The organism is Halomonas rhizosphaerae, from assembly GCF_030012485.1.
Classification (GTDB): Bacteria; Pseudomonadota; Gammaproteobacteria; order Pseudomonadales; family Halomonadaceae; genus Halomonas; species Halomonas rhizosphaerae.
The window spans coordinates 62767-77393 of the sequence record NZ_JASCQQ010000039.1; the positions used below are offsets into that span (position 1 = coordinate 62767).

Below are 14627 nucleotides of genomic sequence, written 5' to 3' on the forward strand. Positions count from 1 at the left end.
ATGCCCGGACTAACCCACCCCGGCTGCCAGAGCTCGGACGAACCTCACGGGACCTCTCAGATACCATCTCACGGCCGATACAGCCGCAAGGTCACGCGCCCGCGTCGTCGCAGACCCACTTCAGCAGCTCGGCACGAACCATCGCTGACCTGCTCGTCCGCTTCCCCGCACCGCCTTCCATCTTCACGTCACCGACGCCACTGATGGCGCCAGGGCAAATGCCGGATCCAGCCATAGTAGCGACCCGTCTCGAAGACAGTATCCGCCATAGCGGGCTGTTCTATGAGTCGCACCTTGCCCGTTGGTACAAAGGAGAACTACCACGCCAGCAACTCCAGCGGGAGCCCCAGATGTGGCGCACCCTGCAGTTTGTGCCCTCGGGTTCAAGTCATGGTGCAGTCCCGCCGGGGAATCTCGCTGGTACCCGCGATACGCCCTTTCCCCCCGCACCACTACTCCCTGATGGCGGACGCCTCTCCACCCCCGCTCACTCGCCTAACGCACAAGGCGCCCTCCCACAGTCAACATCTTTGGCCAATGCTACAGGCGTTACCAACACGCCGTCTCAGGCTAGTCCAGCTGCTGTGCCGCCATCAGCTGCGGGGACGGAAAACGCTACCACGGCCAACATACGCGAGCCGCTGCACGAGACCACCCTTCGCTCTCACACAAGCCAAGCTGTTCAGGAGAGCCTGCAAGGGATCGTCCGCCATCAGCTCGAAATGCTGGTGACACCAGCACTGCGTTGGGAAGGTGATGTCTGGAGCGGCCTGTTCATGGCTCTGATGATTCAGCTTCCGCCCGGACATCAAGACCGGCCTGGTGCCGAAGATACCGACCAGCAGAAGAGGAACGCCGAACAACAAGGTTGGCGCTCTGAGATCGATCTGAACATCGCCGGCCTTGGTCGGTTGCAGGCATCGCTATGGATGAAAGCCAATAGCGTGGAAATCGACTTACGTGTGGCACATGACCGGTCTCGTCAAGAACTCGAAAACGGTCTCGACAGCCTGAGATCTCGTCTATCCAGCCATGGGTTCGAGGAGATCAAGATCAACCTGAACCGGCTTGAGGAGGAACAGGTGTCATGACGGACAAAGACCAAGAGGGACGTCGTCAGGCCGTTGCCCTTGCCTATCACGACAGTGATGGCGCACCGCGAGTCGTGGCACAAGGGTATGGAGAGCTCGCCGAGCGCATCATCTCGGAAGCCAGGCGCCAAGGGATTCACGTCCATGATGCACCAGAGCTTGTCGGTTTGTTGATGCAGCTGGATCTGGACGAGGCGATTCCACCGCGGCTCTATCAGGTCATCGCGGAGCTGCTGGTCTGGGTATACGAACTCGCTCCAGAAGCGTCAACAGACAAGCCCAACATGGGGAAAGCTGCCAAGCAGCGTAATAATATGTAACTCCATGTTACTGATTGCATTTTCCTAAATTTGCTTAAATTTTTAAGATACACTCGCACAAGCATGATTTTTCTCATTTTTTTTATTAGATCTAACCAATAATACCGGTCGGCCATGGCTAGGTACCCCTTGGGGCTGATTGCATCTGTCTCTCAACAACAGACAATACGCTCGGTTGAGATGTATTGGCCTCCAAAGAGGACCTACAGGCACACGGCAAAACAATAACCTCACATGGCCCTTGCCATGCCAAAGCCATTGACAGCCGACAGGGAACTATGCCTACCAATAATTTTGTTGACGAGATTCACGAGCTGAACCTCGCCTATCTACTGCTTGCCCAGCGTCTGATCAATGAAGATCGGGGCTCTGCCAAGTTTCGCCTCAAGATCAATGACGAGATGGCGGATCTAATCCAGGAGCTCAATGCTCGCCAGCTGACACGCCTTTCGCGTGTCAACCAGCTGCTTTGTCACTTTGGACATGACAGCGCCGAACACCTACGCCAGCTGACCCATAACCCTCGGGAACAGGGCCTTGCCCAGTTCCATGCTTCGCTGCTGATGGCATCACGACCGGCGGTCTCATCCGCTGCGGAGGGATAGGCATGTCCAGCAAGAGCCTGCTACTGGAAATGCAACAGGTGCAGCTAGCCATCGATCTCATCGAGCTCGGTGCACGGCTGCAGGTCCTTGAGACCGAAACCGACCTGAGCCGGGCCCGCCTGATCCGACTGTTCAAGGAAGTGCGCGGCATGTCACCGCCCAAAGGGATGCTGCCCTTCTCCACAGACTGGTTCATCACCTGGATGCCTAACATCCATTCCTCACTTTTCTACAACATATTCTTGCGCTTGCAGCAAGATTATGGCTGCGAGCGGATGGAAGCCTTTATCAAGGCCTATCGACTATATGCGGAGCAGGTGGAGACCGATGACGCCGAAACCGTGTTAGGCCTGACACGCGCCTGGACGCTGGTACGCTTCTTCGAGAGTGATCTATTGCAGCTCTCGGCCTGCACCCGCTGTGCGGGCCACTTTGTGGCACATGCTCACAGCCCGACGCATGACTATGTCTGTGGTATCTGTCAGCCCCCTTCGCGAGCCGGCAAAACCCGCAAGCGCCAGCAGAGTATGCTCGACACAGTTCACGCCGAAGAGCCAGCGGCACACCGCTTGGCCTGAACCACCGACAATCCCGCCACCGCGGGGACATCCTTTCCCCGCGGCCACGTACGACAAGTTTCCCCCCTCCTCCCTCAAGTCTCGTCCCAGACAGCCGATATCCGAAGCAGGACATCATTCATCGCCTCGCTAGGGGATACCGGCCGTGCTGATACCCATCGGATACCTTATCGTCATCTTCTCCGTGTTCGGAGGCTTCGCCCTGGCGGGCGGCCACCTGGGCCCGCTCTTCCAGCCTACGGAGTTTCTGATGATTGGCGGCGCCGGCATTGGAGCCTTCATTGCTGCCAACAACGGCAAGGCCATCAAGGCCACCTTTCGTATCTTTGTCCGGCTTCGGCGCTCCAACAAGTACGACAAGGCGCTCTACATGGAGCTGATGGCACTGCAGTACAAGATGCTCTCAAAGATTCGCCGTGACGGCATGCTGGGCATTGAGCGCGATATCGATAACCCCGGGGAGAGCGCTCTATTCAACGAACACCCGCGAGTCCTCGCCGACCCTCTGATCATGGCCTTCCTTACCGATTACCTTCGCCTGATGGTGAGCGGCAGCATGGACCCCATGGAACTCGATGAGCTGATGCTTCACGAGATCGAGGTGTTCGAGCAGGAAGCGCACATCCCCGCCGATGCCATTGCCAAGGTGGGGGATGCCATGCCGGCCTTCGGAATCGTAGCCGCGGTAATGGGGGTAGTGAAGGCGCTAAGCACTGCGGATGCTGCACCTGATGAGATGGGGCAGATGATTGCCCATGCCCTTGTCGGCACCTTCCTGGGCATCCTGGCCGGCTACGGCTTCGTCAATCCTCTGGCAAGCCGCGTCGAGCGGCAGGCGAAAGAGGTGGAGAAGATCCTCCAGTGCATGCGGGTCACCCTGCTGGCCAGCCTGCATGGCTACGCGCCTCAGCTGGCCGTGGAGTTCGGGCGCAAGGCACTGCATACCGAAGAACGCCCCGGTTTCACCGAGTTGGAAGACTACGTTCGCAATGCCAAGACAGGTGAAGGCGGCGCATGACCCCCAATCGCAGACCCATAATCATCCGCCGCAAGAAGGTGATCCATCGGCACCACGGTGGTAGCTGGAAAATTGCTCTGGCGGACTTCATGACCGCCTTGATGGCCCTGTTTCTGGTCATGTGGATCCTGTCTGAATCGAACCAGGAACAGCGCGAAGCTGTCTCCGAATACTTTCGCACACCATTGCTTACTGCGATCACCGGCGGAAATGGCTCCGCACAAAGCGCCAACGTGATTCCGGGCGGCGGTCCCGACCCGTTGCACTCGGACGGTGAAAGGGCGCGCATCGATCTGCGTACTCAGACACGCCCCAGCGAGCAACAGCGCCGAGCCTTTCGTGATCTCCAGCAACGTATCGAGACGGCCATCGATGCTGACCCGGACCTGCGTCAGCTGCGCCAGCAACTGCGCTTTGACATGACGCCTGAGGGCCTGCGAATCCAGCTGTTCGACACCGAGCAGCGCCCGATGTTTGCCCTTGGCAGCGACCGGGTGGCCCCCTACATGCGCGACCTGCTTCGCACCATGGCTCCCCTGCTCAACGAGTTGCCTAACGACCTGAGCATCAGCGGCCACACCGACAGCCTGGCATACCTGAACGGCTACCGAGGCTATAGCAACTGGGAGCTCTCGAGTGACCGGGCCAATGCCTCACGCCGGGAGCTGGTGTCTGGGGGCCTAGACCCAGCCAAATTACTAAGGGTTTCCGGCTTTGCGGATCGAGTTGTGATGCCCGAGACCGAGGCCAGTGACCCCATCAATCGGCGCATCGAGCTACTGGTGCTTTTCCGACAGGTAGCTGAGCGCATCCGCTCACCAGGCGTGCTCAATGGGGCGGGGACGCCATCGCCGATTAGCCGACAATCGGCACCCCAGGTGGATACGGCGCCGGTGGAGCGATTTACAAAAAGCCTGAAACAGGCCCTCGGTACAGAGCAACCAGGGCCCTGAGGGCGAAAACCATTCGAGGGTGGGGACACGCACATGGATATCACCGATTTCTATGACACCTTTTTCGAGGAGGCAGAGGAGCTACTGGCAGACATGGAGCGCCACCTTCTCGAGATCGATCTCGAGGAGCCAGACGCGGAGCAGCTCAATGCGATCTTCCGCGCCGCACACTCTATCAAGGGTGGTGCCGGCACCTTCGGCTTTGACGTGTTGCAAAAGACCACGCACCTCTTCGAGAACCTGCTTGATCACACACGCCGCGGGGAACTGACCCTACGTCGGGACATCGTAGATACCTTTCTGGAAACCAAGGACATGCTGCACGACCAGCTGGACGCCTACCGCAACGAGGAAGAGCCCGACCAGGAGGCCTTCACCCGAATCTGCCAAACCCTACAGCAGCTGGCCCGCGAGGAAATTGGCCAGGAGCTCGAAGTAGCAGGCGGGACTCCGAGCGAAGCAGGCGGAACCCCCACTGAGACGCGCGAGCCAGAACAACCTAGCGAGACAACCATCGACAGCGATACGGCTCATACCCAGATGGGTGATCAAGTACTGACCGTGGCGCTGCTGAACGTCGGCGACAAGGATCGTGACCTATTGGTGGAAGAACTCGGCCAGCTGGGTACGGTGCAAGAACAGCACGGCGATGAGACCTGCTACGAAGTCACGCTACTCACCACCGTTAGCCGTGACGACATCGAAGCAGTGATGTGCTTCATCGTCGAACCCGAACAGCTCCACATCCGACCTGCTGAGGACGAACGAAACACCCCGGACACGTCATCACAATCGGTCCCAAAACCGGAAGCCCGCGCGCCCTCCTCCGTCGATCAGCAACCCCCCGAGACCTCCGTCCAGCCCTCCACCGCCAGCCCAAGCGAGAATGACAAGCCGAGGACGAAGAAGGTCAAGGCTGGCGGCGAATCCAGCTCGATCCGGGTATCGGTGGACAAGGTGGACCAGATCATCAATCTGGTGGGTGAGCTGATCATCACCCAGTCGATGCTCGACCAGACCGTGAGCGAATTGGATGGTGTCACGCATGGCGGCCTTCTGAATGGCATGAGCCTGTTGCAGCGCAATGCTCGGGATCTTCAAGAGGCGGTCATGTCCGTGCGCATGGTCCCCATGGATTACGTCTTCAGCCGCTATCCACGCCTGGTACGCGACCTGGCAGGCAAGCTCGACAAGGATGTCGAACTCGTCACCGAAGGCGAGTCCACCGAGCTCGACAAGAGTCTCACCGAGCGAATCATCGACCCCCTCACCCACCTGGTACGCAACAGCCTCGATCACGGCATCGAGGATCCCGACACCCGTGATGCGGCCGGCAAGCCACGAACCGGCCGTTTGACCCTCTCCGCTCAGCACCAGGGTGGCAACATCCTCATCGAGGTAATCGACGACGGTGCCGGACTTGACCGCGACAGACTGCTCGCCAAGGCCCGCGAAAATGGCCTTTCGACCTCTGACACCATGAGTGACGACGAAGTGTGGCAGCTGATCTTCGCCCCCGGTTTCTCCACCGCCAAGGAAGTCAGCGATGTCTCAGGTCGTGGTGTGGGCATGGATGTGGTCAAGCGCAACATCCAAGGCATGGGGGGGCACGTCGAGATCATGTCCCGCAAGGGACAAGGGACCACCACACGCATTGTTCTGCCACTGACCCTGGCCATCCTCGATGGGATGTCGATCAAGGTTGGTGGCGAGGTCTTCATCCTGCCGCTTTCTACCGTACTCGAATCCCTGCAGCCCTCCCGTGAAGACCTGTATGCCATGGCCGGCGATGACGTGGTACTCAAGGTCCGCGATGAGTACCTGCCCGTAGTAGCCGTCCATGCGGCACTGGATGTGGAGGGCGCAAAGACGGAACTGAACGAGACTATCGCCGTGATCGTTCAGGGCGAAGGACGCCGTTATGCCCTGCTGGTGGATGACCTGATCGGCCAACAGCAGGTGGTGGTAAAGAACCTGGAAACCAACTATCGCAAAGTGCCGGGCGTATCGGCCGCGACCATCTTGGGAGACGGCAGTGTAGCCCTGATCCTGGACATCGCCGATCTGCATCGCCTGAGCCGCGCCAAAAAGGAGGCTAGACGTCCACAACGCGCCTCCACCGATTACGAGTCATTTTTCCGCAAGGAGGGAGAGCCTTCATGACCAGCCTGTCTCAACATGCCGACTACGCCGCATCCGAGGCCCAGAACCGTGAATTTCTGGTGTTCTCGCTGGGTGAGGAAGAGTACGCCATCGATATCCTCAAGGTGCAGGAGATCCGGGGCTACGAAAATGTCACGCGTATCGCCAATGCGCCAGAGTTCATCAAGGGCGTAACCAACCTGCGGGGCATCATCGTGCCCATCGTCGATCTGCGCATCAAGTTCCATCTCGACAAGGTCGAGTACGGTGGTCAGACCGTTGTGATCGTGGTTAATGTCGCTGATCGCGTGGTGGGTATCGTGGTCGATGGCGTCTCCGACGTCATGACCCTCACGCCCGAGCAAATCAAGCCGGCCCCCGAGTTCGGCGTCACCCTGTCATCCGACTTCCTCAGCGGGCTGGGTAGCCTCGAGGACCGCATGCTGGTGCTGGTCGACATCGACAAGCTGCTCACCAGCGAGGAAATGGCTCTGGTCGAACGTACCAGCGCGTAAGGAAAGCCCACGCAGGGAGAAAAACGATGCGACAGATGACAACGACAAAGAAACTCTGGGGCTCACTCGGCATCATCTGGGTAGCCATGCTGGTGTTGGTCGGCTGGGGAGCGTGGGAAAACCGCCAGACCATGCTTGAGGAGCGGCGCAACGCCTTGGGCGACTACGTCGACATGGCCATGAACGTGATCCGAGACCATGCCGAGCGTAGAGAAAATGGTGAACTGACCCTCGAGGAAGCCCAGCGCCTGGCGGCCTCGACAGTTCGCGAGATGACCTATGACCAGGGCCGCGGCTACATCTACATCTTCAATGGCGATTATGAGCTTCTCGCCCATCCGCGCCTACCGGTAGGCACGTCGGTAGCGGATTTCCAGAACGATGAAGGACGCTACCTGTTCCGCGAGTTCGTCGAGGACGTGAAGACCGATGATGGCATCGTGGACTATCTCTGGGCACATGCCTCCGAGGAGGACGCTCTCGCCGAGAAGTCTTCCCTCAATACCCTGTTCGAGGAGTGGGGTTGGTATGTAGGTACGGGGGTATACATCAACGACATCGACGCCGCCTTCCTGGCCGGCCTGACCCGTTCACTGCTCGCGCTGCTTGGCATTGGCATCCCAGTGTCCCTGCTAATGGGCCTGGTCATCCGCGGCGTGACTCGTCGCCTGGGCGGTGACCCGCACTACGCCGCTGAAATGGTGCGGCATATCGCCGAGGGCAACCTGACCCATGCCATCCGGCTGCGCGACAACGACCGCGAAAGCCTGCTCTTCGATATCGAGAGAATGCGTGCCTCTCTGGCTGGCACCATCGGCGACATCCATCGCAGCGCCGACGAAGTCAACGGGGTAGTGGAAGAGATTGGCGCCGGCAACGATGAACTGGCTACTCGAACCGAGCAACAAGCCGCATCACTCGCCGAAACTGCTTCCAGCATGGAACAGCTGACCGCGACCGTGAAACAGAACGCGGAGCATTCCGGCAAGGCCCGAGAGTTGGCCGGCGAGACAGCCTCCAATGCTGCCCGTGGCCATGAGTCCATGGTGCGCGTAGAGGCCTCGATGAGCGGCATCAACGAGAGTGCCGGGCAGATGAGCACGATCGTCGACACCATCGACTCCATTGCCTTCCAGACCAACATCCTGGCGCTTAACGCCTCAGTGGAGGCGGCACGCGCGGGCGAACACGGCCGCGGTTTTGCCGTGGTGGCTGAAGAAGTGCGCAAGCTAGCCAGCCGAAGCTCGGAAGCTGCCCAAGAGATCAAAGCACTGATCGAGACTTCCGACGGCAAGGTTGTTGAGGGGACTCAGATGGTCAAGGAAACCGGAGAGATCATCGAAAACATGGTCACCGATATCCAGCAGCTCAGTACCTTGATCGGAGAAATCTCCTCGGCGTCCGAAGAGCAGAGCCACGGCATTGAACAAGTCAATGAAGCGGTTTCCCAGATGGATCGCATGACCCAGCAGAATGCCGGTCTCGTGGAGGAGCATACCGGTGCTTCTCAGCGACTGATCGCACAGAGTCATCAGCTGCGACATCACGTGGCTCGCTTCAACATCACCAATGCCGGTCAGCGCCCTAGAGCGAGCGAATATTCCGCGGCTTCGCGGGAAAGCGATGAGCAATCGAAGGCAGTGCATCAACCACGGCGTGAAATGGCAGAAGCCTAAGGTGTCAGGCCAGAGAACCACCGGTGGCTACCGTGCCGCCTGAGACAGGGAGCAGGAAGTGAGGATACTCGACAACATGACGGTGCGGGTCAGCTGGCTGTTGGTGCTGGCAACCTTCACCGTCTTGGTCTTGGCCGTCAGCCTCCTCGGCCTCTTCGCGTTGGAGGAAGGCAAGGCAACTGTTGCCCAGATCGCGCCACATGCTGGCGAAGACGGTGTCGCACTTGAGGCATCGTTCGCGGACTTTGCCGGCTGGATGCAGTGGGCCATCTTGGCGGCACTGCTGAGCACGCTGGTCGCCGTGCTGGTTGTCTTGTGGGGTGTCACGGTCAATGTTGTGCGGCCGCTTGACGAACTGGTCGGATACTTCCAGCAGATGAAGGAAGGCAATCTGGCCCAGAAGATTCCGCAGCGCGGGGAGAATGAAATCGGGCGACTTTATGCCTCGCTGGACGAGATGCAGCACGGCCTTGCCGACACCGTGGGCACGGTGCGCAACAGCAGCGAATCCATCTACCTCGGCACCCAGCACATCGCCCACGGCAATAATGACCTCTCCGCTCGTACCGAACAGCAGGCAACCTCACTGCAGGAAACCGCAGCCAGCATGGAGGAGCTTTCCTCAACTGTGAATCAAAACGCCGACAATGCCCGCCAAGCCAGTCAGCTGGCTGCCGAGGCCACACGGACTGCGCGGCAAGGCGGTGAGGTCGTCAGCGAGGTGGTCACGACCATGCATGAGATCAGCCAAGGCTCTCATCGAGTCGCAGAGATCATCGGTACCATCGACGCAATTGCCTTCCAGACCAATATCCTGGCCTTGAATGCCTCAGTAGAAGCCGCCAGAGCCGGCGAACATGGCCGAGGCTTCGCTGTGGTAGCTCAGGAAGTCCGCAATCTGGCTAGCCGGAGCGCTAATGCCTCAAGCGAGATTCGCACGCTGATCCAGACATCGGTCAATCAAGTGGATGCAGGGACATCTCGTGTCGATCGGGCCGGCCAGACCATGACCGAGATCGTTTCCGCTGTTCAGCGCGTCAGCGACATTATGGACGAGATCGCCTCGGCTTCCTCCGAACAGAGCAATGGCATCGGTCAGGTCAACGATGCCGTCACCCAGATGGACCAGGTCACTCAGCAAAATGCCCAACTTGTCCAGCAGGCGGCCAGTGCCGCCAACCAGCTGGAGGCTGAGGCTACCCGGCTCAAGGTGGCCGTCACCCGCTTCCAGCTTGGAAAAGAGGACGTTGACACTCTGGATACAAGCTCGGGACACACAGACGAAAGCAGTGACTTGGCTCGCTGGATGCCGGCGCTGATGCCAGCCCACAGCAAGGGTCGCCATGCCACCAGCGAGGGTCACGACAACGAACACAATCGTCGTGATGATGAGTGGGAGTCCTTCTAGGGCGCCCTGTCTCATCGACCTTTGGGAGCCGCCCGTAGCCGGCGGTACAACATAATAATCACCAGGCCTTCGCCTGTAGCCTTAGCAGGGGACATCGCATGCGAAACAACCAGCCCGTCACCCAGCAGGAATACCAGCTCCATGATGAGCATTTCCTGATTTCCCGCACGGACCTCAAGGGTCGCATCACCTATGCCAATCCGGCCTTCATCGAAGTCAGCGGTTTCAGCCACGATGAGCTGCTCGGCGCGCCCCACAACCTCGTGCGCCACCCGGACATGCCAGAAGCGGCCTACCAGAATCTCTGGGACACCCTTGCTGCCGGAGAGAGCTGGAAGGGCCTGGTCAAGAATCGACGCAAGAACGGGGACCACTACTGGGTAGAAGCCAGCGTCTCGCCTATTGTCGAGGACGAACAGGTCGTTGGCTATGCGTCGGTCAGGGTTAAGCCCAACCCCCTTGAGGTCGAAAAGGCCGAGAAGGCATACGCCCTCATCCTAGAAGGCAAGGGCAACCGCTTCACACTAGAACGCGGGCAACTTCGCCGCCGCGGCCTTGGCGGTCGCCTGTCGAGGCTGAACTTGCGCAGCTTGCGGGCACGTGTCGTGACCATGGTGGTTGTGGCCGGCCTGCTGCTCTCGGCAAGTGGCGCCCTGGGGCTTTTCGGTCTGCAAGTGTCCGGCGAACGCCTCCAAGCACTGGACCGGGACGGCCTGCAAGATGTGGCCCGCCTGCAGCAGATCGATCAATTGGCAACCCGCGGACACCAGTCACTCTCCCGCAGTGAGCGATTCATGCTGATGGAGAACAAGGATCAGCACACCGAGGAACTGCAGGAGGTCGAGACATCCTTGGAGACGCTGTGGGCCAACTATCGGGCTAGAGAGGCCAATCAGGGTGGACAGGCTGATTCCTTCGACAACGTGCTGACGGACTACCTTGAATCGGGCATTGGACGGGCCATCGCTCTGCTCCAGAGCGATGACAATTTCGACATATTCACCAACCTGCCGCCGCATATCGAGGAGATGCAGGAGAAAGGCGAGACCCTCTCCACCGAAGTCAATGACCTCATCGAGGGCAAACAGGCTGACGCGGCAGCACTGGCTAGTGAGGCCCGGACAGAACAACAGCTGATGCTGATGGTACAGGCCGGCATGCTGGCCATCGGCCTGCTGGTGCTTATCGTTATCGGCGCCCTGACCCTGCGCGCCATGTTGCGCCCGCTACGTGCTGCAGAAGCCTTCACCCTTCAGATCGCTTCGGGCAACCTCGCCGCCGACGTGCCATCGCGCAGGCGCGACGAGCTGGGCCGCCTGCTTGCAGCCCTCGATATCATGCGCAAGAGCCTCGGCAGCATTGTCGGCGACGTCAACAGTGGGATCCGTGTGGTGACGCCGGCCGCTCGTGACATCGCGTCAGGCAACGAAGACCTTTCTGCTCGTACAGAGCAGCAGGCCGCCTCTCTCCAGCAGACCGCCTCGAGCATGGAAGAGATGACCACGACAGTGCAGCACAACTCCGACAATGCTCGCCAGGCCAGTGGCCTGGCCTCCGAGAATGCCGCTCGCACCCAGGAGACCGGAGAGTTGATGCACCAGGTCGTTGACACCATGGGACAGATCACCGAAGGCTCTCGCAAGATGACGGAAATCATCAATGTCATCGACTCCATCGCCTTCCAAACCAACATCCTGGCACTGAACGCGTCGGTTGAAGCAGCTCGGGCCGGTGAGCAGGGACGCGGCTTTGCCGTCGTGGCCGGAGAGGTTCGCAAGCTGGCCGGCCGCAGCGCCGACGCCGCCAACGAGATCCGTGAGCTGATTGATGGCTCTGCCCGCCAGATCGACGGCGGCGCCGAGCTGGTTCGCAAGGCGGAGACGTCCATCAATGCGGTCTTGGAAGCGTCCACCCGCGTCAACGACATCATGGGAGAGATTACCGCCGCATCCGAAGAGCAAAGTAACGGGATCGGCCAGATCAACCAGGCGGTGGTGGAAATGGATCAGGTGACCCAGCAGAACGCCTCCCGCGTTCAGGCATCAGCCCGTGCCGCCAGCGAGCTCGAGCAGCAGGCCGGCCTTCTTGGCAATGCCATTTCAGCCTTCCGCCTGCGCGGAGCGGGTATGGAAAAAGCCCCTTCCCTGACAGAACGCCGAGGACGTCATCAGGCACCTGACAACAATTCGCCACAACGCCCGGCCTCTCATGATGTGGCCAGCCCGGTTGCGCGCAAGGACGAAGCCCGCCAGGCCATGGCTGTCGAGGAATGGGAGGAGTTTTGAGCAATCCTCGAGATATCGCAATGCCGGCGGAGGAAAAAAGCTGGGGAAATGGTCGGCTCGAGCGGGATCTCGAGCTGACCGATAGTGATTTTTCCAGAATCCGTCAGCTGATCTACCAGCGGGCAGGCATCGTGCTCGCCGAGCACAAGCGCGAGATGGTTTACAGTCGCCTGGCGAAGCGGTTGCGCCATCATGGCCTGACTCGTTTCGCCGATTACCTGGCTCGCCTGGAGCGCCAACCCGATGCCCGGGAGTGGGAAGCCTTTACCAACGCCCTGACCACCAACCTCACGGCCTTCTTCCGTGAGGCGCACCATTTCCCCCTGTTGGCCGACCATATTCGCATGCGTCCGGGAAAGGTTCGCATCTGGTGTGCCGCAGCCTCGACGGGGGAGGAGCCCTACTCCATCGCCATGACCCTGTTAGAAGCGATGGGGCAACAAGCCAGTCAAGCCGAAGTGGTGGCGACTGATATCGATACCGACGCCCTGGCCAGAGCGCGAGCCGGCATCTATCCCCTCGAGCAGGTGTGCAAGCTTGAGGAGTCAAGGGTCAAGCGATTCTTTCAGCGCGGCAAGGGACCGCACCAGGGCTTCGCACGCATTCGCCCGGACGTCGCGGGGATGATCGACTTTCAGCCACTCAACCTGCTCGCTCCCCAGTGGCCGGTGACCGGCCCCTTCGATGCGATCTTCTGCCGCAACACCATGATCTACTTCGACAAGACTACTCAGTCGCGGATCCTTGAGCGATTTTCCCCCCTACTCAAGCCTGATGGCCTGCTGTTTGCTGGCCATTCCGAGAGCTTTTCCTACATCACCGAAGCGTTTCAGCTGCGCGGTCAGACCGTCTATACGCGCAAGCCCGCGCGCTGAACGATTAAAGTCTCGCCTCCTCTGGCCGATAGACAGTTCATGCGCGGCCTGAGCGGCCTCCCCGCGGGCTGTTAAGACAACAGGAGACAACCCTTGAGCGCCAATAGAATCAAGGTGCTGTGTGTCGACGATTCGGCGCTGATACGTGACCTGCTGACGGAAATCATCAATACCCAGCCCGACATGGAGGTCGTGGCCGTTGCCCCGGACCCCATAGCGGCACGTGATCTGATCAAGCGTCATAACCCGGATGTGCTGACACTGGATGTCGAGATGCCGCGCATGGACGGCCTCGACTTTCTCGAGCGACTGATGCGCCTGCGCCCCATGCCGGTATTGATGGTCTCCTCGCTGACCCAGGCCGGCTCCGAGGTGACACTGCGCGCCCTGGAGCTGGGCGCAGTGGATTTCGTTGCCAAACCATCACTGGGTATCCGGCACGGCATGATGGAGTACGCCACGGAGATTGCCGAGAAACTACGGGCCGCGGCGCGATCTCGACCGCGCCAGGCCAGACGCCCGGATAGCCCCGGACCCAGACCGCTCAAGGCACCCATGGTCTCCAGCGAGAAACTGATCATCATCGGCGCCTCCACCGGTGGCACCGAGGCGATCCGTAACGTCCTTGAGCCTCTGCCGGCCAACAGCCCGGCCATCCTGATTACCCAACACATGCCAGGGGGCTTCACCCGCTCCTTCGCCGAACGACTCGATCGCCTTTGCCAGATCAGTGTCAAGGAGGCTGTAGACGGCGAACGCATTCTGCCAGGTCATGCCTACATCGCCCCCGGTGATGTCCATCTCAAGTTGGCACGCAGTGGTGCCAACTATGTCGCGCGCCTTGATGCCGGCCCGCCGGTCAACAGACACCGTCCCTCAGTGGATGTGCTGTTCAACTCCGCAGCAAACCAGGCGGGACGCAATGCCATCGGGGTGCTGCTCACCGGAATGGGCAAGGATGGTGCTGCCGGCCTGCTGGAAATGCGCCAGGCGGGGTCAGCCACCCTCGCGCAGGACGAAACCAGTTGTGTGGTATATGGCATGCCTCGCGAGGCTGTCGCGCTGGGTGCGGCGGCAGATGTGCTGCCACTGGAGGAAATCGCCCCTCGTCTGCTCTCCCTGGCAGCGGCCTCGGGCCGCACCCAAAGGGTATAGACAACA

13 protein-coding genes are annotated in these 14627 nt (G+C 60.0%); all 13 read left to right on the forward strand.

Features of this window, described 5'->3' with window-relative positions; genetic code table 11:
• Positions 1–350 precede the first annotated feature (350 nt).
• The 13 genes from fliK (at position 351) to QLQ86_RS18905 (ending at position 14621) form a co-directional block, all read left to right on the forward strand.
• Positions 351–1091 (forward strand): flagellar hook-length control protein FliK, encoded by a 741-nt coding sequence (gene fliK / locus QLQ86_RS18845; protein WP_282818023.1) that lies wholly within the window; start codon positions 351–353, stop codon positions 1089–1091.
• The gene (locus tag QLQ86_RS18850) at positions 1088–1411 is read left to right on the forward strand and encodes an EscU/YscU/HrcU family type III secretion system export apparatus switch protein (RefSeq protein WP_282818024.1); all 324 of its coding nucleotides are present in this window, start codon (positions 1088–1090) and stop codon (positions 1409–1411) included. The genes fliK and QLQ86_RS18850 overlap by 4 nt, the downstream gene beginning before the upstream one ends.
• A 278-nt stretch (positions 1412–1689) precedes the next feature.
• Positions 1690–2016 carry a flagellar transcriptional regulator FlhD gene (gene flhD, locus QLQ86_RS18855; protein WP_282818025.1) on the forward strand — a complete coding sequence of 109 codons (327 nt, stop codon included), beginning with the start codon at positions 1690–1692 and terminating at the stop codon, positions 2014–2016.
• Between the two features lie 2 nt (positions 2017–2018).
• Positions 2019–2594, forward strand: coding sequence for a flagellar transcriptional regulator FlhC (gene flhC / locus QLQ86_RS18860; protein ID WP_282818026.1), 576 nt, complete (start codon positions 2019–2021; stop codon positions 2592–2594).
• A gap of 145 nt (positions 2595–2739) precedes the next feature.
• Positions 2740–3612, forward strand: a complete 873-nt coding sequence (gene motA, locus QLQ86_RS18865) for a flagellar motor stator protein MotA (RefSeq protein WP_282818027.1) — start codon at positions 2740–2742, stop codon at positions 3610–3612.
• Positions 3609–4565 carry a flagellar motor protein MotB gene (motB, locus tag QLQ86_RS18870; protein ID WP_282818028.1) on the forward strand — a complete coding sequence of 319 codons (957 nt, stop codon included), beginning with the start codon at positions 3609–3611 and terminating at the stop codon, positions 4563–4565. The genes motA and motB overlap by 4 nt, the downstream gene beginning before the upstream one ends.
• Positions 4566–4598: 33 nt before the next feature.
• The gene (gene cheA / locus QLQ86_RS18875) at positions 4599–6728 is read left to right on the forward strand and encodes a chemotaxis protein CheA (RefSeq protein WP_282818029.1); all 2130 of its coding nucleotides are present in this window, start codon (positions 4599–4601) and stop codon (positions 6726–6728) included.
• Positions 6725–7222: a chemotaxis protein CheW gene (gene cheW, locus QLQ86_RS18880; protein ID WP_282818030.1), complete on the forward strand. Its 498-nt coding sequence runs from the start codon at positions 6725–6727 to the stop codon at positions 7220–7222. Before cheA ends, cheW begins: the two co-directional genes overlap by 4 nt.
• Positions 7223–7248: 26 nt before the next feature.
• Positions 7249–8898, forward strand: a complete 1650-nt coding sequence (locus QLQ86_RS18885; protein WP_282818031.1) for a methyl-accepting chemotaxis protein — start codon at positions 7249–7251, stop codon at positions 8896–8898.
• Positions 8899–8974: 76 nt separating this feature from the next.
• Positions 8975–10306, forward strand: a complete 1332-nt coding sequence (locus QLQ86_RS18890; protein ID WP_282818032.1) for a methyl-accepting chemotaxis protein — start codon at positions 8975–8977, stop codon at positions 10304–10306.
• Positions 10307–10404: 98 nt separating this feature from the next.
• Positions 10405–12591, forward strand: a complete 2187-nt coding sequence (locus tag QLQ86_RS18895; RefSeq protein WP_282818033.1) for a methyl-accepting chemotaxis protein — start codon at positions 10405–10407, stop codon at positions 12589–12591.
• Positions 12592–12611: 20 nt separating this feature from the next.
• A complete protein-coding gene (locus tag QLQ86_RS18900; protein WP_282818034.1) occupies positions 12612–13466 on the forward strand; it encodes a CheR family methyltransferase in 855 nt (284 codons plus the stop codon).
• 93 nt (positions 13467–13559) lie between these two features.
• On the forward strand, positions 13560–14621 hold the full coding sequence (locus QLQ86_RS18905) for a protein-glutamate methylesterase/protein-glutamine glutaminase (protein ID WP_282818035.1): 1062 nt from the start codon (positions 13560–13562) through the stop codon (positions 14619–14621).
• Positions 14622–14627 lie beyond the last annotated feature (6 nt).